Source organism: Halomonas sabkhae (assembly GCF_030409265.1).
Lineage (GTDB): Bacteria > Pseudomonadota > Gammaproteobacteria > Pseudomonadales > Halomonadaceae > Halomonas > Halomonas halmophila.
The window spans coordinates 52,746-71,707 of sequence record NZ_JAUFPM010000015.1 but is presented as its reverse complement, the minus strand read 5'-3'; the positions used below and the strand labels follow the sequence as shown (position 1 = coordinate 71,707).

The following is an 18,962-nucleotide window of genomic DNA, read 5'->3' as shown; positions in this document are numbered from 1 at the left end:
CGGATAGCATCCCAGGGGGCCGAAATGTCAGACGCGATTGCAGGTTCATTGTACGTGGTCGCCACGCCGATTGGGAATCTCGAGGACCTCTCGCCGCGGGCGGCGCGTCTACTGGGCGAAGTGGCGCTCGTCGCCGCCGAGGATACCCGGCATACGTCGCGGCTGCTGCGTCACCTGGGGGTGGCCCCGGCGCTGATGTCCCTGCACGAGCATAACGAAGCCGCGCGGGTCGAGCAGATCGATCGGCGACTGGCCGCCGGCGAGGACGTGGCCCTGGTCAGTGATGCCGGCACCCCCTTGATCAGTGACCCCGGCTTCGTGCTGGTGCGCGAACTGCGCGCTCGACGGCGGCGCATCGTGCCGGTGCCCGGTGCCTGTGCACTGGTGGCGGCCCTGTCCGCCGCCGGGCTGGCCACCGATCAGTTTCTGTTCAATGGCTTTCTGCCGGCCAAGAGCGGTCCGCGGCGGTCTCGCCTCGAAGCCCTGGTCGAGCATCAGGCCAGCCTGGTGTTCTATGAGTCGCCTCATCGCATTCATGCCACCCTGGCGGACCTGGCCCGGGTCTTCGGTGAACGGCATCTGGTCCTGGCCCGCGAGCTGACCAAGACCTTCGAGACCTTCCTCGATGGCACCGCCGCTACCCTGATCGCCAGGCTCGAGGCGGATCCGGACCAGGCACGCGGTGAGTTCGTCATCATGGTCGAGGGGGCGCCGCCGCGGGAGGTCGGCGAGAGCGTCACTCTCGAGGCCGATGCGCTGCTGAGCAGCCTGCTGGCCGAGGGGGTGGGCGTCAAACAGGCGGCCGGCAGTGTGGCGCGCCTGCTCGGCGGGGCGCGCAAGACCTGGTACGCCCGGGCGCAACGCCTCAAGGACGGGGATTGAGGGGGTGTCGCGGCACTGGTATGCTTGCCCCGGGAGTTGGCCAGACAGTCGCCGCCGATCGCCGCTGGCGTGTCGGGGGAGGAAAGTCCGGGCTCCACAGGGCGGAGTGCCAGGTAACGCCTGGGCGGCGTGAGCCGATGGAAAGTGCAGCAGAGAGCAGACCGCCTACGCCTCCTGCGGGAGGCCGGTAAGGGTGAAAGGGTGCGGTAAGAGCGCACCGCGCGCCTGGCAACAGTGCGTGGCACGGTAAACCCCACTCGGAGCAAGACCAAATAGGAACCCCAAGGCGTGGCCCGCGCTGGGTTCGGGTAGGTTGCTTGAGAGCGCCGGTGACGGCGTTCCTAGACGAATGACTGTCCTCGACAGAACCCGGCTTATCGGCCGACTCCCACCCTGTTTACAGGGTTTTGCAGATTGTTGTCCATTGTTCATCTTGTCGCCGTTGCCGACGCGCACGGCCCTTCCCGAACCGCCACGAGAGCCGCATGTCGTCACCCGCTTCTGAACAATCCCCGCGCGGATTTCGCCATGCCAGCGTGCTGCTCGATGGCGCGGTCGAAACCCTGATACACCGCACCGAGGGCGCCTACCTGGACGCGACCTTCGGGCGAGGCGGACACTCGCGGGCGATTCTCGAACGCCTGGCCCCGCAGGGCCGTCTGCTGGCCATCGACCGTGACCCCCAGGCCGTCGAGGCAGCCGGCCGCATCGAGGATCCGCGCTTTGCCATCGAGCGGGGCGATTTCGCCCGCCTGGGCGCGATTGCCGACGCCCATGACCTGCATGGCGAGCTGGACGGCATCCTGCTCGACATCGGGGTGTCGTCGCCCCAGCTCGATGATCCGGAACGCGGCTTCAGCTTCCTGCGCGATGGCCCCCTGGACATGCGCATGGATCCGGATCAGGGCGAGAGTGCGGCGGACTGGATCGCGCGGGTCGAGGAAGGTGAAATGGCCCGCATCTTCAAGACCCATGGCGAGGAGCGCTTTGCGCGTCGCCTGGCGCGTGCCATCGTGGCCCGGCGTCGCGAGCGCCCCTTCACGCGCACCGCCGATCTGGCCGAGGTCATCAAGACGGCTCACCCGGCCTGGGAGAAGGGCAAGCACCCGGCAACGCGAGCCTTTCAGGCACTGCGCATCCATATCAACGGCGAGCTCGAGCAGCTCGAAGCCGCTCTGGATGCGGCCCTGGAGGCGTTGGCGCCCGGCGGTCACCTGGTGGTCATCAGCTTCCACTCGCTGGAAGACCGTCGCGTCAAGCGCTTCATTCGCGATCATGTGCGCGGCGACACGCATCTGCCGCGCGGCGTGCCGTTGCGCGATGACCAGATCCAGCGCCGTCTGGAAGCACTCGGCAAGGCGCGGCGTGCCGGTGCGGAAGAAATCGAGGCTAATCCTCGCGCTCGCAGTGCCGTCATGCGGGCGGCGCGTAAACGCTACTGAAGGAGTGGTGACATGGCACAGGGACGCAATGCCTCCACGACGACGTCAACCGGTTTCGGCTGGCCGACGCCCCGCCCGCGGCTGTCCTTGAAGCTGCTGGTCAATGCGGTACTGCTGGGGCTCTGCCTGGCCTCGGCGTTGGCGGTCATCGCCACCAGTCACGAAATCCGCGAGCGCTACGCACGCTTGCAGAAGCTCGAGAACGAACAGCAGCAACTGCAGACCGAGTGGGGTCAATTGCTGCTGGAGGAGAGCGCCTGGTCGTCACCCTCGCGCATCGAACGCCTGGCCTCGCAACGCCTGGAGATGCGGCTGCCCGATGTGGATGAGGTCGAGGTGATACGACCATGAGCAGAACGTCTTCGAATGGGGTGACGCCGCGTCGTCCGCCTCCCATGGAGCCCATGGGCCGGGCGCGCTATATCGTCATGATGACGCTGGTGCTGATCGGCCTGGGGCTGCTGGCCGGTCGCATCGTCGATCTGCATGTCTTCGATCACACCTTTCTCAAGGGCCAGGGCGACGCGCGCACCCTGCGCGTGGACGAGATCCCGGCTCACCGCGGCATGATCACCGATCGTGACGGCAACCCACTGGCGATTTCGACGCCGGTGGTCACCATCTGGGCCAACCCCCAGGACCTGCCCGATGACGGTATTCAGCGCCTGCGCCTGGCCAGGGCGCTGGATCGCGACCTCGATGCCATGAACGAGCGCATCGAGCGTTATGCCGATCGCGAGTTCATGTATCTGCAGCGTCGCATGACGCCCGGTGCGGCGCAGGAAGTGCTCGACCTGCGTGTGCCCGGCGTGCATGCGCGCAAGGAATACAAGCGCTACTACCCGGCCGGCGAGGTCGCCGCTCAATTGCTGGGCGTGACCAATATCGACGATCAGGGCCAGGAAGGGCTCGAGCTGGCCTACCAGCCCTATCTGGCCGGTGTGCCCGGCAAGCGGCGGGTGTTGAAGGATCGTCGCGGTCGCCTGGTGCGCGATCTCGAAGTGCTCAAGGAAGCCGAGCCCGGTGGTGACCTGACGCTGTCCATCGATCAGAGCCTGCAGTACATGGCGTACCGCGAGCTCAAGGCGGCGGTCGATGAAAACGAGGCCGATGGTGGCACCCTGGTGATGCTCGATGCGGACACCGGCGAAGTGCTGGCCATGGCCAACCAGCCGTCGTACAACCCCAACAATCGAGCCGGGCTCGATCCGGCGGGTCTGCGCAACCAGGCCATCGTCGATGCCTTCGAGCCCGGCTCGGTGATGAAGCCCCTGGCCATGTCGGCCCTGCTGGAGACCGGCAAGTTTCCGCCGGACACCGTGGTGGATACCTCGCCGGGCTGGATGCGCATCGACAACTACACCATTCGCGATGTGTCGAACAATGGCAAGCTGACCCTCGCCGGCATCCTGCGCAAGTCCTCCAACATCGGCATGTCCAAGCTGACCCTGCAGCTCGACGAGCCGGCGGTGCCGCAGCGTTATCGTGCACTGGGCCTGGACCGCGCTCCCGGCACCGGCTTCCCCGGTGAGGCGAGTGGCAGTGTACCGGCACCGGTGCGCTGGTCGAGCAGTCAGTGGGCCGCACTGTCCTATGGCTATGGCCTGTCGGTGTCGGCACTGCAGCTGGCCAGCGCCTATACGGCCATTGCCAATCACGGCGAGCGCCTGCCGCCATCGCTGCTGCGCCTGAATCAGGCGCCCCAGGGGGAGCCGGTCATCGACCCGGCGGTCGCCGACAGGGTGCTGGGCATGATGGACGAAGTGGTCGCACCCGGCACGGGCGCGCGGCGCGGCATGGTGCCCGGCTATCGTGTGGCGGGCAAGACCGGCACGGTACGCAAGACGGGCAGTGACGGCTACGAGGAGGACACCTATCGTGCCCTCTTCGTGGGGATTGCCCCGGTCTCCGACCCGCGCATCATCACCGTGGTGATGATCGACCATCCGCGGGGCGACGCTTACTATGGTGGTGCCATCGCGGCGCCTGTCTTTTCCCGAGTGGCCGGCAGTGCGCTGCGCATGCTGGATGTGCCCCCCGATCGACCGAGCCAGGATGAAGATGATGATGCTTGATCTGTACCCTTCACGGCCCGAGAGGCCCGCATGCGAGTAAACGCCGCACGCCTGACGGCAGTGCTGAGTCGGTACTGGCCGGAGCGGGCCGAAGCCCTCCAGGCCCTCGCATCGAGTAACGATATCCGGCTGTGCCTGGATAGCCGTGAGCTGGGCGAGGGCGATGTCTTTCTGGCCCTGCCCGGCGTGGCGGTCGATGGACGGGATTTCATCGACCCGGCCCTGTCGTCCGGTGCCCGGCTGGTACTGTCGCATCTCGAGCCCGGTGAGTCGGACGAATCATCCGCCCGAGTGCTGGGGTTGGAAGGGCTGGCCGAGCGGCTGGGCGACATCGGACGTGAGCTCTTCGAGGTGCCGGAAGACCTCGAGTTGATCGGTGTCACCGGGACCAACGGCAAGAGCTCGGTGACGCACTATATCGCCGCGCTCAGTCAGGTGCTGGGTCGCGAGGCCGGGATGATCGGCACCCTCGGGCACGGACGACCCGGAGCGCTGCAGGAAGGCCGGCTGACCACCCCCGGTCCGCTGGCGCTGCAGGCCGCCCTTGGCGAGCTGGCGCAGGACGGGGTACGACGCGTGGCCATGGAAGCTTCGTCTCACGCCCTGGAGCAGCAAAGGCTGGCGGGTTGCCGAGTGGCGGCCGCGGTGTTCACCAATCTGAGTCGCGACCATCTCGACTATCATGGCGGCATGGGGGCCTACGCCGCGGCCAAGGCGCGGCTTTTCCAGCGCCCCGAACTCCGGCTGGCGGTCGTCAATGGCGATGATCCACTGGCACGCCTGATGCTGGCGGGCCTGCCGGCTGGGGTGCGGGTGCTGGCCGTTGGTGATGATGAAGCGGTGACCCTGCGCGTGGTGGGTATCGAGCCCTTGCCCCAGGGGCAGCGTGCGGTGATTGCCACGCCGGATGGCGAGCGTGTGCTGGAAATCGGCCTGGTGGGGGGCTTCAACCTGACCAATGTGCTGTTGGCCATGGCCGTGCTGCATGGCCTGGGCGAAGACCTCGAGGCATTGTTCGCCGCGGCGGGCGAGCTGACGCCGGTGCCGGGTCGTATGCAGGTACTGGGTGATACCCGGGGTCCTAGTGTAGTCATCGACTATGCCCACACGCCGGATGCGCTGGAGAATGCGCTGGAGGCGCTGCGCCTGCATCTCCCCGACCACGGGCGCCTGTGGTGTCTGTTCGGCTGCGGCGGCGACCGCGACCCGGGCAAGCGGCCCTTGATGGCCGCCGCCGTGGAGCGCCATGCCGATGTGCCGGTGATTACCGATGACAACCCGCGCAACGAGTCGGCCGCGGCGATACGCGAGCAGGTGCTGGCCGGCCTGAGCGCGGAGGCGCGCTCCCGGGCCTGTGTTCACGAGGGCCGGGCGGCGGCCATCCGGCGCGTCGTTGCGCAAGCCGATGCCGAGGATGTCATCCTGATTGCCGGCAAGGGCCACGAGACCTACCAGGAAATCGCCGGGGTGCGCCATGCCTTCTCCGACCTGGAAGAGGCCCGGGCCGCCCTGGCCGAGCGCCATGCGGGGGACGCTCCATGACGGCGGTCGGCCTGCATTCTGTCAGCGACGTGGCGCGCGCGCTGGGAGCCGAGCCGCCGCGGCAGGATGCTGCGTTGACGTCCATCGTCACGGACACGCGACGACTCGAGCCGGGCGCCTTGTTCGTGGCACTGGTCGGCGAACGCTTCGATGCCCATCGCTTCCTGGCCGAGGCCAGAGAGGCGGGGGCCGTGGCGGCACTGGTCGAGACGCGTCAGGACGATCCGCTGGCGCAGATCGAAGTGGCCGACACCCGCCTGGCGCTGGGGCTTCTGGGGCGCGAGAGGCGGCGTGTCTGGGCCGGCCCGCTGGCGGCGGTGACCGGCAACAGCGGCAAGACCACCGTCAAGCAGATGCTGGCCGGTATCCTGTCGCGTGGTGGCGAGACGCTGGCGACCCACGGCAACCTCAACAACGATTTCGGGGCGCCCATGACGCTGCTGGGGCTGACCGCCGAGCATCGTCGGGCCGTGGTCGAGCTGGGCGCCAATCATCTCGGCGAGATCGCCTGGACGACTTCCCTGGCGCTGCCCGATGTCGCGGTGATCACCAATGTCACCGGCGCGCATGTCGGCGAGTTCGGCGGCATGGGACGTATCGCCCAGGCCAAGGGCGAGATCCTCGCTGGCCTGTCGGCGACGGGGGTGGCGGTGCTCAATCGGGATGATCCCTACTTCCCGCTGTGGGCCAGTCTGGCCGCGCCCCGCGAGGTGCTCGACTTTGGCCTGCAGGGCCAGGGGCGTCTGCGCGCCGAGACACTGGCCTGTGATGAGCAGGGGCGCTATGCTTTCACGCTGTTCTTCGACGGGCGGGAACTGGGACGCATTCAGCTGCCGTTGATCGGCCGCCACAATGTGTCCAACGCCCTGGCCGCGGCGGGGGCCGCGCTGGCGATGAACGTTGATCCGTCGGACGTGCTGGCCGGCCTGGTCGAGGTCGAGCCGGTAGCCGGGCGGATGGGCATCCTGGCCGGCCGCAACGGCGCTCGGCTGCTGGACGACACCTACAATGCCAATCCGGGCGCCGTGAAGGCGGCGCTGGATGCTCTGGCATCCCTGCCGGCACCGAGATGGTGCCTGCTGGGGGCCATGGGCGAGCTGGGCGATGCCTCGGCGGCATGGCATGCCGAGGTGGGGCATCATGCCCGCGCGCTCGGCATCGATTTTCTCGGTACCCTGGGTGAGGCGGCGCTGCCGGCCAGCCAGGCCTTCGGCGAAGCGGGGTACCATTTCAATGATAGAGAGGCGTTGACGCGCCATGTTCTCCACCATCTGCCGCCGGCGGCCAGTGTACTGGTCAAGGGCTCGCGCAGCACCGGCATGGAAGAGGTGGTGGCCGCGCTGCGCTCGGATGCATCAAGGTAACGCATTACATGCTGCTTTTTCTGGCTGACTTCCTGGCGCAGTTTCAAAGCGCCTTCAACGTCTTCGAATACCTCACCCTGAGGATGATTCTCGGCACCCTGACGGCCCTGGTGCTGTGCCTCTGGCTGGGGCCGCTGGTCATACGCCGCCTGGTGGAACGCCAGATCGGTCAGGCGGTGCGCGACGATGGCCCCCAGTCACACCTGTCCAAGGCCGGCACACCGACCATGGGCGGGGCGATGATCCTGATCGCCATCGCCATCAGTACCCTGTTGTGGGCCGACCTGACCAACCACTATGTCTGGGTCGTGCTGGCGGTCACGCTGGGCTTCGGCGCCATCGGCTGGGTCGATGACTTCCGCAAGGTGGTGGAGAAGAACCCGCGTGGCCTGCCGGCGCGCTGGAAGTACTTCTGGCAGTCGGCGATCGGCCTGGGCGCCGCCGTGATCCTGTATGTCACGGCCGCCTCGAGCGTCGAAACGAGCCTGATCGTGCCCTTGTTCAAGGAATTCGTGCTGCCGCTGGGCGTCTTCTATGTCGTGCTCACCTATCTGGTGATCGTCGGCAGCTCCAATGCCGTCAACCTGACCGACGGCCTCGACGGCTTGGCCATTATGCCTACCGTGCTGGTGGCCATGGGGCTGGCGGTCTTCGCCTATGCGAGTGGCAATGTGGTCTTCGCCGAGTACCTGCAGATCCCCATGATCCCCGGTGCCGGTGAGCTCGCCGTGTTCTGTGCGACCATCGCCGGCGCCGGCCTGGGGTTCCTGTGGTTCAATACCTATCCGGCCCAGGTCTTCATGGGCGATGTCGGTGCCCTGGCACTGGGCGCCGCCCTGGGGGTGGTCGCGGTCATCGTGCGCCAGGAAATCGTGCTGTTCATCATGGGCGGTATCTTCGTTCTCGAGACGGTCTCGGTGATGCTGCAGGTGGCTTCCTACAAGCTGACCGGGCGGCGTATCTTCCGCATGGCCCCCTTGCATCATCATTATGAGCTCAAGGGCTGGCCCGAACCCCGTGTCATCGTGCGTTTCTGGATCATCACCGTGGTCCTGGTGCTGCTCGGCCTGGCCACCCTGAAGATTCGTTGAGGCTCCCGCGCGGAGCTGTCGGTCGATCACGCGAGGAGCCGTTCATGGTCAAGGTGCCCGAGGGAGTCACGCTGGTGGTCGGGCTGGGTATCTCGGGGCGGGCCATCTGCCGCCACCTGGAACGCCTGGGCCGTCCCTTCATGGTGGCCGATACGCGTGACCTGCCGCCCGGGCTGGACGCCTTCCATGCGGCGCACCCCGGAGTCGAGGTGCATTGTGGTGCCCTGGCCGAGGTCGACATGCGCGCGGCCCGGGAAGTCGTCGTCAGCCCCGGGGTCGACCCGCGCGTCGCCGAGCTCGCCGCGCTGGATGATATCTGCAGCGAATCGGGCGAGCCCCTGGTCGTCGGCGAGATGGCCCTGTTCACCCGCGCCTGTCGAGCGCCCATCGCTGCCATCACCGGGTCGAATGCCAAGTCCACGGTCACCACCCTGCTGGCGGAAATGGCCGAGGCAGCCGGCCGCAAGGTGGCCGTCGGCGGCAACCTGGGCACCGCGGCGCTTGACCTGCTGGCCGAGCAGCCGAATGCCGAACTTTATGTGCTGGAGGTTTCGAGCTTCCAGCTCGAGACGACGCCCTGCCTGGGAGCGACCACCGCGGCCTTTCTCAACCTCTCCGAGGATCACCTCGACCGGCATGGCGACATGGACGCCTATCGCCACGCCAAGCAGGCCATCTTTCGTGGCACGCAGCATGCCGTGGTCAATGCCGAGGAACCGGCGACCTGGCCGGACAGGGCGTTGCCGTCTGTCGAACGCTTTACCACGCAACGCCCGGCGGTCGGCGAGTGGGGCATCGGCGAACACCACGAAGAGGTGGGCACCTGGCTCCTGCATGGCACCACCGGTCTGATGCCCACGGCGGCCATGCGGCTCCAGGGGCGTCACAATCAGGCCAATGCCCTGGCCGCACTGGCCATGGGACAGCACCTGGGATTGCCGATGCCCGCGATGGTGAGCGTGCTGGAACGCTTCACCGGCTTGCCGCACCGTTGCGAGTGGGTCGCCGATGTTGACGGCGTGCGCTGGATCAATGACTCCAAGGGCACCAATGTGGGGGCCACCCTGGCGGCCATCGCCGGTATCGGACCGACCCTGGAGGGCCGCCTGATCCTGCTGGCCGGCGGGGTCGGCAAGGGGGCGGATTTCTCCCCCCTGGCAACGCCACTGCAAGAGTACGGCCGTGAGGCGATCGTGTTCGGCCAGGATGCCGAGCGGCTGGCTACCAGCCTGAGCCATGCCTTGCCGACGCGGCGCGTGGACAACCTGGGTGACGCCATGCAACAGGCGGCCGCATGCGCACGGCCGGGCGACTGTGTGCTGCTGTCGCCGGCCTGTGCCAGTCTCGATCAATTCAGCGACTACCAGGCGCGCGGCGAGGCCTTCCGCGAGGCCGTGCAGCAGATGATACGCAAGGAGGCGCCATGAGCCGCTTATCCCGTCTACGCGAGCAGCTTTCGACCCGTGACCAGGCCTGCGATGGCTGGCTGCTGGTGGCGACGCTGTCACTGGTCCTGATCGGCTGGGTGATGGTCACCTCGGCGTCGACCGAGGTGGCGACCAGCCTGACCGGCAACCCCTGGTATTTCAGTATTCGTCACGGAGTGTTCGTGGTGGCCGCGGTGATCATCACCCTGGTGGTGCTGCGCATACCGCTGGCCTGGTGGAAGGCCAATGGCCCCTTGCTGTTGCTGGGCGGTCTCGTACTGCTGGTCCTGGTGCTGCTGGTCGGGCGCGAGGTCAACGGCAGCAAGCGGTGGCTCTCGCTGCCCGGCGTGCCGCTCAACGTCCAGGCGTCGGAGGTCGCCAAGCTGTGCCTGATCGTCTATCTGGCCGGCTATCTGGAGCGCTTTCTGCCTCAGGTGCGTCGCCAGTGGGGGGCTTTCCTGCGGCCGCTGGCGGTGATGGCGGTCATCGGCGTGCTGCTGATTCTCGAGCCCGACTACGGCGCCGTGGTGGTGATGACCGGCTGTGTCATGGGCATGCTGTTGATGGCCGGTGCCCCCTGGGGGCGTTTTCTGCTGCTGATGGTGCTGGTTGCCGCCCTGGGCGGCTTGCTGGCGGTGGCCGAGCCCTACCGCATGGCCCGCCTGACCAGCTTCGTCGACCCCTGGGCCGATCAGTTCGCCAGCGGTTATCAGCTGACCCAGGCGCTGATCGCCTTCGGGCGCGGCGAGTGGTTCGGCACCGGCCTCGGCAACAGCGTGCAGAAGCTGTTCTATCTCCCCGAGGCGCACACCGACTTCGTGTTCGCGGTGCTGGCCGAGGAACTCGGCATGATCGGGGCGATTGCCGTGATCGGGCTGTTTGCCCTGCTTGTGTGGCGTGCCATGGCCGTGGGGCGTCGTGCCGAGCTGGTGCAGCGGCCCTTCGCGGCTTACCTGTGTTACGGCATTGCGCTGGTGATCGGCGCCCAGGCCTTCATCAACATTGCCGTGAGCACCGGCATGTTGCCGACCAAGGGGCTGACCCTGCCGCTGCTCAGCTATGGCGGTTCGAGCCTGGTCATCAGTGCCGCCATGGTGGGCATGCTGCTGCGTGCCGATATCGAGACGCGGCAACTGGTGCGTCGACAGCAACCCACGGCACCCAAAGCCAAGGAGGCCCGCGCATGACAACACCGTCAGAGCGTCGTGTACTGGTAATGGCCGGCGGCACCGGAGGTCATGTGATTCCGGCCCTGTCGCTGGCGCGTGCCCTGGCCGAGCGCGGCGTGGAAGTTGAATGGCTGGGCAGTCCGCGCGGCATCGAGAACCAGCTGGTGCCGCAAGCCGGGTTTGCCCTGCATCGCATCGCGGTGAGCGGCCTGCGCGGTAATGGCGTGACGGGCTGGCTGGTGGCGCCCTGGCGGCTGGCCCGGGCGGTCTGCGAGGCGCGTCGGGTGGTGCGTGACTTCGATCCCCAGCTGGTGGTCGGCCTCGGCGGCTTTGCCAGTGGTCCGGGCGGCCTGGCGGCCTGGCTGACTCGCCGGCCGCTGGTCATTCATGAGCAGAATGCCGTGGCAGGCCTGACCAACCGGGTGCTGTCGCGCCTGGCCAGGCGGACCTTCGCGGCCTTCCCCCAGGCCTTTGCCGGCCGCGCCGAAGTGGTCGGTAATCCCGTGCGCGCCGATATCGCCGCGCTCGGCGAGCAGCCGCGTACGGCGGACAGCATGCGCCAGCGGCCACTGCGGCTGCTGGTGGTCGGCGGTTCCCTCGGCGCCCTGGCCCTCAATCAGCGTATGCCCGAGGCAGTGGCCCGCCTGGCTCCCGAGCAGCGCCCCGAGGTGTATCATCAGGCAGGACGCGACAAGGACGAGGCGACGCGGACGGGCTATGCGGAGCAGGGCGTGGAGGCGCGTGTCTCGGCCTTCATCGATGACATGGCAGACGCCTATGACTGGGCGGACCTGGTGGTCTGTCGCGCCGGCGCGCTGACGGTGGCCGAACTGGCAGCAGCGGCCAAGCCGGCCCTGTTCGTCCCCTTTCCGCATGCCGTGGATGACCATCAGACCGCGAATGCCGCGGCGCTGGTGGAAGAAGGCGCGGCCTCGTTGATGCCCCAGGACGAGATGAGTGCCACGGCGTTGTGCGAACGACTGGCGACGCTGCTGGACCCCGATTCATTGGCCGCCATGGCCACCCAGGCACGGCGCTGTGCGCGTCTCGATGCCATGGAGCGTCTGGCGGCAGGCTGCATGGAGACAGGTTTTGAGTGACGACAGTCAGGGACCGATTCACGGTCAGTCTCATCCCCCACGGCGAGGGCGCGGCATGGGCATGCGGCGTATCCGGCGCATTCATTTCGTCGGCATCGGTGGTGCCGGCATGTGCGGTATCGCCGAGGTGCTGTCCAACGAGGGCTATGTCGTCAGCGGCAGTGACCTCAAGGTGTCGCCGGTCGTCAGCCGCCTGCGCGAGTGTGGTATCGAGGTGGCCATCGGCCATGACGAGGCCAATATGCAGGGGGCCGATGTCGTCGTGGTCTCCACCGCCGTCGACGAGACCAACCCGGAGATCCGCTGGGCCCATGAGCATCGCGTGCCGGTGGTGCGGCGCGCGGAGATGCTTGCCGAACTGATGCGCTTTCGTCATGGCATCGCCGTGGCCGGGACGCACGGCAAGACCACCACCACCAGCCTGACCGCCACCCTGCTGGGCGAGGGCGGACTCGATCCGACCTTCGTGATCGGCGGGCGTCTGACCAGTGCCGGCGTCAACGCGCGTCTCGGCGAGGGCGAGTACCTGGTGGCCGAGGCCGACGAGTCGGATGCTTCCTTCCTGCATCTGCAGCCCCTGCTGGCCATTGTCACCAATATCGATGCCGACCACATGGCGACCTATGGCGGTGACTTCGAACGCCTCAAGTCCACCTTCGTCGAGTTCCTGCACAACCTGCCGTTCTACGGGCTGGCGGTGTTGTGCATCGACGACGCCAATGTGCGGGGGCTGATCGAGCGCATCAATCGCCAGTTCGTGACCTATGGCTTCAGCGAGGATGCCGACTATCGGCTCGAGGACTTCGTCCAGGAAGGCGGCGAGGTGCGCTTCAGCGTGCGCCGCCCGGGGCATCAGGCGCCGCTTCGGGTGCGGCTGGCCATGCCCGGGGAGCACAATGCCCTCAACGCCCTGGCGGCGATCGCCGTGGCGAGTGACGCCGGCGTGGCCGACGAGGCGATACTCCAGGGGCTGGCGAGCTTCGCCGGTGTCGGCCGACGCTTCCAGGTGCATGGTAACTTCCCGGCGCCGACGGGGCAGGGCGAGGTCATGCTGGTGGACGACTATGGCCACCATCCCCGGGAAGTGGAAATGGTCATCAAGGCCGTGCGGGATGGCTGGCCCCAGCGGCGTCTGGTGATGGTCTATCAACCGCATCGCTATTCGCGCACCCGCGAGCTCTTTGAGGATTTCGTGCGAGTACTGGCCGGCGTCGATACCCTGTTGCTGCTGGATGTCTACAGCGCCGGCGAGTCCCCATTGCCCGGCGCCGACGGGCGGACCCTGGCGGGCTCGATCCGCCAGCGCGGCGAGGTGGATCCGATCTTCGTGCAGGACAAGGCCGAACTGCCGGATCTGCTGAACAAGGTGCTGCGACCGGGAGATATTCTGATCACCCAGGGCGCCGGGGATGTGGGCGGTATTTCCCAGCAGCTCTGTGATGCCCAGCTTGTGCTTGATGAGGTGAGCCTATGACGATCGACCATGGACGGGTAGTGGTGTTGTACGGCGGCGAGTCCGCCGAGCGCGAAGTCTCGTTGAAGAGCGGCGAGGCCGTGGTGGCGGCGCTGCAGCGTCAGGGCGTGGCGCCGATTGCGTTCGACCCGGCCGAGGGCGGCCTGGCCGGGCTGGAGGCGCTGGCCCCGGACCGGGTGTTCATTGCCCTGCATGGCCGGGGTGGCGAGGATGGCACCATGCAGGGAGCCCTCGAGCTACTGGGCGTGCCCTATACCGGCAGTGGCGTACTGGCTTCGGCGCTGGGCATGGACAAGCAGCGCTCCAAGCTGGTCTGGCAGGCCATGGGACTGCCCACGCCGGAATGCGTGATGCTGTCCGAGCAGGCGGATTGGGACGCCGTCGTCGAACGGCTGGGTCTGCCGCTGATCGTCAAGCCGGTGCACGAGGGCTCGACGCTCGGCATCACCATCGTCGAGAGCGCCGAGGCCCTGGCGGCGGCGTATCGTGATGCGGCTCGCTACGACGCCCGCGTGATGGCCGAGCGCTTCGTGCGTGGCGCCGAATACACGGTGTCGGTGCTGGGCGACGTGGCCCTGCCGGCAATTCGCGTCGAAGTCCCTGGTGGCTTCTATGACTATGAAGCCAAGTACCTCTCGGATGAAACCTGTTATCACCTGCCGTGCGGCTTGTCCGAGGACGATGAGCGCAAGCTGGCCGACCTGTGTCTCGAGGCGTTCGCCGCCATCGGCTGCCAGGGCTGGGGACGAGTGGACGTCATGGGCGATGATCAGGGCCGCTTCTGGTTGCTGGAGGTCAACACCGTGCCGGGCATGACCGACCACAGCCTGGTGCCCCAGGCCGCGGCGCATGCCGGCATCGATTTCGACAGCCTGGTCATGCGGATTCTCGATACGGCCGATCGGTGCGACGGATGACACGGCACTCTTCCCTCATTGGCATCCTGCTGCTGGCCCTCCTGCTGGGCGCCGCGGGGCGCACGCTGTGGGTGTGGCTGGACCGTCCCATCGAGCGCGTCTCCATCGGCGGTGACCTGCGCCATGTCAGTCCGGACTATCTGCGTAACCAGTTGGCGCCGCTGGTGCGGGGGCAGAGCTGGTTGTCGGTGGATATCGATGACATGCGCGACAGTGCCCGGGAAATCGGTTGGCTGAAGGAGGTGCGTATCCACCGCGAGTGGCCCGATGCCCTGCGTTTCGAACTGGAAGAGCAGCAGCCGGTGGCGCGCTGGAACGATGACCGCCTGCTCAATATCCAGGGCGAGCCGTTCAAGCATGAACCGGTGTCAGCGCCCGAAGGCTTGCCCGATCTTTCCGGCCCGCCGGAGAGCGGTCCGGAAGTGCTGGCGTATCATGATGCCCTGGTGTCGCGCTTCGCTGACAGCGGCCTGGGGGTGCATCAGCTGCGTCTGGAGGCTCGGGGCGCCTGGCGCTTCCAGCTCGATGACGGCATCTGGGTGATGCTGGGGCGCACCCATCGTGATGGACGCCTGCAGCGGTTCGAGGCCGCCTGGGGCAGAGAGCTCAACGACTGGGCGTCGCATATTCGCTACATTGACCTGCGATACCCGAATGGTGTCGCGGTTGCCTGGCACGGCGAAACCGAACCGGTAGAAGAGGAATCGTCGCAGGAAGGTTGAGCGGTTTTTTTGAGTGGAGCTTGCGTCTAGCGTAGCCTGTGGGTATTCCTTTAACGTGAAAATAGCCGTATCGTTAAAGATTGTTTTTTGCAGATGGGCTGGTGAAACACCGCAGGTTGTTCCTATAATTAGCCCAGATTTTTCGCGGTAAACATGTACTCACCCTAGCGGGTCAGGCTCGAGGAGAATTCCCGGCTCATGGCAGGTCCTTCCAATGTGTCCAATATGGTAGTCGGGCTGGATATCGGAACATCCAAGGTCGTGGCGATCGTGGGTCAGCCCACCGACGATGGCGGAATCGAAATTGCCGGTATCGGCTCTCACCCCTCTCGTGGAATGAAGAAGGGCGTGGTCATCAATATTGAGTCCACTGTGCAATCCATTCAGCGGGCCGTGGAGGAAGCGGAACTCATGGCCGGCTGCGATATCCATTCCGTGTATGTCGGTATCGCCGGAAGCCATATCAGCTCGATGAATTCCGACGGTGTCGTGGCGATCAAGGAGCGCGAAGTCGCCTCCGCCGATATCGACCGCGTCATCGACTCGGCGCGTGCCCGCGCCATCTCCGAGGGGCAGCGCGTGTTGCACGTGCTGCCTCAGGAGTTTGCCATCGATACCCAGGGTGGCATTCGCGAGCCCCTGGGCATGTCGGGGGTACGCCTCGAGGCCAGGGTCCATCTGGTCACGGCGGCTCTCAATGCGGTGCAGAACATCGAGAAATGCGTGCGTCGCTGTGGGCTCGATGTGGACGCCATCATCCTCGAGCAGCTGGCATCGAGTCATGCGGTGCTGACGGAGGATGAACGCGAGCTGGGAGTCTGTGTGGTCGACATCGGTGGCGGTACCACCGATATTGCCGTGTTCACCGAAGGGGCCATTCGCCACACGGCGGTGATCCCCATCGCCGGTGACCAGGTGACCAACGATATCGCCATGGCGCTGCGCACGCCGACCCAGCATGCCGAGGAAATCAAGGTCAAGTACGCCTGTGCGCTGACCCAGATGGCCTCCGGTGATGAAATGATCAAGGTGCCGAGCGTCGGCGACCGTGCCGCTCGTGACCTCTCCAGGCAGTCCCTGGCCGAAGTCGTCGAGCCGCGCTATGAGGAACTTTTTACTCTGGTACGTGACGAACTACGGCGGAGCGGCTATGAAGACCTGGTCGCCGCCGGTGTCGTGCTGACGGGTGGAACCGCGCGCATGGAAGGCGTCGTTGAACTGGCCGAAGAGATCTTCCACATGCCCGTGCGGATCGCGTGCCCGCAGAATGTGCGCGGGCTCGCCGATGTGGTACGCAACCCGATTTATTCGACCGGCGTCGGTTTGCTACATTACGCTTTAAACGAGAACCGTCAGGGCCTCGGCCCGCAAGAGCAGGATGGCGGCCTATCGGCGCAACCGAGACGCAATGACGTCTCCCGGCGTGGACCAGAGGAAGGGACTTCAGCGCTGGTTAAGCTCAAGAGCTGGTTCAAAGGAAATTTTTGACAGGGCCGCTCCAGCGGTCCAGGAGACGGGGCAAATGTTCGAACTTGTCGATAGCGCACCTTCTAGCAGTGCGGTTATCAAGGTAGTAGGTGTCGGTGGCGGCGGTGGTAACGCCGTCAACCACATGGTCGAGAGCAGCATCGAGGGCGTCGAATTCATCTGCGCCAACACCGATGCGCAGGCGCTCAAGAGCGTCTCGGCCAAGACTGTCCTTCAGTTGGGTAGCGAAATCACCAAGGGACTGGGGGCTGGCGCCAACCCGGAAGTCGGCCGCAATGCGGCCATGGAAGATCGCGAACGCATTGCCGAGCTGTTGAGTGGTGCCGACATGGTCTTCATCACGGCCGGCATGGGCGGTGGTACCGGCACAGGTGGTGCGCCCGTCGTGGCACAGGTGGCCAAGGAGCTGGGTATCCTGACCGTGGCCGTGGTCACGCGACCCTTCCCCTTCGAGGGCCCCAAGCGGATGCGTGCCGCGGAAGAGGGCATGAAGGAGCTTTCCGAGCATGTCGACTCGCTGATCACCATTCCCAACGAGAAACTGCTCTCGGTGCTCGGCAAGAGCGCCAGCCTGTTGTCGGCCTTCAGTGCCGCCAATGATGTGCTGCTGGGAGCCGTTCAGGGTATCGCCGAACTGATCACCAGCCCGGGCATCATCAACGTCGACTTTGCCGACGTACGCACCGTGATGTCGGAGATGGGCATGGCGATGATGGGTACCGGCGGGGCGACCGGCGAGAGTCGGGCCCGCGAGGCGGCCGAGAAGGCGATCCGCAGTCCGTTGCTCGAGGATATCGACCTGCATGGTGCGCGCGGCATCCTGGTCAACATCACGGCCGGTCCGGACCTGTCCATCGGCGAGTTCAACGACGTGGGTGCCACCGTTCAGGAGTTCGCCTCCCAGGATGCCACCATCGTCGTTGGTACCTCGATCGACATGGAGATGAGCGACGAGTTGCGCGTGACCGTCGTGGCCGCCGGCCTGGATGGTCAGCGTCAGGCGCCTTCGGCGACCACGACCAGCCGCGAGAAGCCGACGGCACGTCGCAACGATGCGGCCGCCATTCGTCAGCAGGCTGCCGCCAGCCGCTCCCAGGGCCAGCAGGGCCGCACGGCCGCCGCTTCCAAGCCCGAGCCCCAGGAGTCGCAGCGTGCGCAGCCGGACAGCCGCAAGTCCCAGGAGCTCGATGACTATCTCGATATCCCGGCCTTCTTGCGTCGTCAGGCTGATTGATCCGCGCAATGCCGATGATAGGCAGTGGTTGAGGGTGATATTTTTGTTAAAACGCTCGTTCGGTGCTATAGTGAACGGTGTTTGATAATCAACGACTGCCTGGCGAACGCCCATGATCCGACAACGAACGCTCAAGAATGTCATTCGCGCCACCGGCGTCGGCCTGCATTCGGGTAAAAAGGTCTATCTGACCCTGCGCCCGGCACCCGTCGACACCGGCATCATTTTTGTGCGCACCGACCTGGAGCCGGAAGTCCAGATTCCGGCGCGTGCCGAGAACGTCACCGACACCACCCTGTGTACTGCCCTGTCTCGCGATGGTGTCAAGGTGGCCACTGTCGAGCACCTGATGTCGGCTCTGGCCGGGCTGGGCATCGACAATGCCTATGTCGATGTCAGTGCTCCCGAAGTTCCGATCATGGACGGCAGTGCCGGCCCCTTCGTGTTCCTCATTCAGTCGGCCGGCATTGCCGAGCAGCAGGCGCCCAAGCAGTTCATCCGCATCAAGCGCGAGGTCGTGGTGCGTGACGGTGACAAGGAAGCCATCTTCCTCCCGCACCAGGGCTTCAAGGTATCCTTCGCCATCGACTTCGAGCATCCGGTCTTCGAGGATCAGAAGCAGACGGCATCGGTCGACTTCTCGACCACCTCCTTCGTCAAGGAAGTCTCGCGCGCCAGGACCTTCGGCTTCATGCGCGACCTGGAGTACCTGCGCTCGAACAACCTGGCACTGGGCGGCAGCCTGGACAATGCCATCGTGGTCGATGACTACCGCATCGTGAACGAGGGCGGGCTCCGCTATAACGACGAGTTTGTCAAGCACAAGGTGCTGGATGCCATCGGTGACCTCTACCAGCTGGGGCACAGCCTGATCGGCGAGTTCCGCGGGGTAAAATCCGGGCATGCCCTCAACAACCAGCTGTGTCGCGCCCTGATCGACAACCCCCAGGCCTGGGAGCTGGTGACCTTCGAGGATGAGGCGCAAGCGGCGCCGATTTCCTACGCCGCGCCGGCCATGGCCTGAACCCGGCAGCG

The 18,962-nt window shown here is 66.1% G+C and carries 16 protein-coding genes and 1 other RNA gene; all 17 read left to right on the top strand.

Annotated elements, in window-relative coordinates:
• Window positions 1-24 precede the first annotated feature (24 nt).
• The 17 genes from rsmI (at window position 25) to lpxC (ending at window position 18,951) form a co-directional block, all read left to right on the top strand.
• Window positions 25-882, top strand: coding sequence for a 16S rRNA (cytidine(1402)-2'-O)-methyltransferase (gene rsmI / locus QWY79_RS09495; RefSeq protein ID WP_290272144.1), 858 nt, complete (start codon window positions 25-27; stop codon window positions 880-882).
• A 32-nt stretch (window positions 883-914) separates the two neighbouring features.
• Window positions 915-1,275: RNase P RNA component class A (gene rnpB, locus QWY79_RS09490), an RNA gene on the top strand.
• A gap of 92 nt (window positions 1,276-1,367) precedes the next feature.
• On the top strand, window positions 1,368-2,324 hold the full coding sequence (gene rsmH / locus QWY79_RS09485; RefSeq protein WP_290272141.1) for a 16S rRNA (cytosine(1402)-N(4))-methyltransferase RsmH: 957 nt from the start codon (window positions 1,368-1,370) through the stop codon (window positions 2,322-2,324).
• A 12-nt stretch (window positions 2,325-2,336) separates the two neighbouring features.
• Window positions 2,337-2,675 (top strand): cell division protein FtsL, encoded by a 339-nt coding sequence (gene ftsL, locus QWY79_RS09480; RefSeq protein ID WP_290272139.1) that lies wholly within the window; start codon window positions 2,337-2,339, stop codon window positions 2,673-2,675.
• Window positions 2,672-4,399, top strand: a complete 1,728-nt coding sequence (locus tag QWY79_RS09475; protein WP_290272137.1) for a peptidoglycan D,D-transpeptidase FtsI family protein — start codon at window positions 2,672-2,674, stop codon at window positions 4,397-4,399. Before ftsL ends, QWY79_RS09475 begins: the two co-directional genes overlap by 4 nt.
• Before the next feature lie 30 nt (window positions 4,400-4,429).
• A complete protein-coding gene (locus tag QWY79_RS09470) occupies window positions 4,430-5,941 on the top strand; it encodes a UDP-N-acetylmuramoyl-L-alanyl-D-glutamate--2,6-diaminopimelate ligase (RefSeq protein WP_290272135.1) in 1,512 nt (503 codons plus the stop codon).
• A complete protein-coding gene (locus QWY79_RS09465; protein ID WP_290272133.1) occupies window positions 5,938-7,305 on the top strand; it encodes a UDP-N-acetylmuramoyl-tripeptide--D-alanyl-D-alanine ligase in 1,368 nt (455 codons plus the stop codon). Before QWY79_RS09470 ends, QWY79_RS09465 begins: the two co-directional genes overlap by 4 nt.
• A gap of 8 nt (window positions 7,306-7,313) precedes the next feature.
• Window positions 7,314-8,396 (top strand): phospho-N-acetylmuramoyl-pentapeptide-transferase, encoded by a 1,083-nt coding sequence (mraY, locus tag QWY79_RS09460; RefSeq protein WP_290272131.1) that lies wholly within the window; start codon window positions 7,314-7,316, stop codon window positions 8,394-8,396.
• A gap of 44 nt (window positions 8,397-8,440) precedes the next feature.
• Window positions 8,441-9,823 carry a UDP-N-acetylmuramoyl-L-alanine--D-glutamate ligase gene (murD, locus tag QWY79_RS09455; protein WP_290272128.1) on the top strand — a complete coding sequence of 461 codons (1,383 nt, stop codon included), beginning with the start codon at window positions 8,441-8,443 and terminating at the stop codon, window positions 9,821-9,823.
• Entirely contained in the window at window positions 9,820-11,010 is a 1,191-nt protein-coding gene (ftsW, locus tag QWY79_RS09450; protein ID WP_290272126.1) for a putative lipid II flippase FtsW, read from the top strand. Before murD ends, ftsW begins: the two co-directional genes overlap by 4 nt.
• Complete coding sequence (gene murG / locus QWY79_RS09445) at window positions 11,007-12,092, top strand: undecaprenyldiphospho-muramoylpentapeptide beta-N-acetylglucosaminyltransferase (protein ID WP_290272124.1); 1,086 nt, start codon at window positions 11,007-11,009, stop codon at window positions 12,090-12,092. Before ftsW ends, murG begins: the two co-directional genes overlap by 4 nt.
• Before the next feature lie 55 nt (window positions 12,093-12,147).
• Window positions 12,148-13,566, top strand: a complete 1,419-nt coding sequence (gene murC / locus QWY79_RS09440) for a UDP-N-acetylmuramate--L-alanine ligase (protein ID WP_290272547.1) — start codon at window positions 12,148-12,150, stop codon at window positions 13,564-13,566.
• A complete protein-coding gene (locus QWY79_RS09435) occupies window positions 13,563-14,483 on the top strand; it encodes a D-alanine--D-alanine ligase (RefSeq protein ID WP_290272122.1) in 921 nt (306 codons plus the stop codon). Before murC ends, QWY79_RS09435 begins: the two co-directional genes overlap by 4 nt.
• Window positions 14,480-15,205: a cell division protein FtsQ/DivIB gene (locus tag QWY79_RS09430; protein ID WP_290272120.1), complete on the top strand. Its 726-nt coding sequence runs from the start codon at window positions 14,480-14,482 to the stop codon at window positions 15,203-15,205. Before QWY79_RS09435 ends, QWY79_RS09430 begins: the two co-directional genes overlap by 4 nt.
• A 198-nt stretch (window positions 15,206-15,403) precedes the next feature.
• Entirely contained in the window at window positions 15,404-16,693 is a 1,290-nt protein-coding gene (gene ftsA / locus QWY79_RS09425) for a cell division protein FtsA (RefSeq protein WP_141318724.1), read from the top strand.
• A 34-nt stretch (window positions 16,694-16,727) separates the two neighbouring features.
• The gene (ftsZ, locus tag QWY79_RS09420) at window positions 16,728-17,927 is read left to right on the top strand and encodes a cell division protein FtsZ (RefSeq protein WP_290272117.1); all 1,200 of its coding nucleotides are present in this window, start codon (window positions 16,728-16,730) and stop codon (window positions 17,925-17,927) included.
• A 112-nt stretch (window positions 17,928-18,039) separates the two neighbouring features.
• On the top strand, window positions 18,040-18,951 hold the full coding sequence (lpxC, locus tag QWY79_RS09415; protein ID WP_141318727.1) for a UDP-3-O-acyl-N-acetylglucosamine deacetylase: 912 nt from the start codon (window positions 18,040-18,042) through the stop codon (window positions 18,949-18,951).
• Window positions 18,952-18,962: the final 11 nt, after the last annotated feature.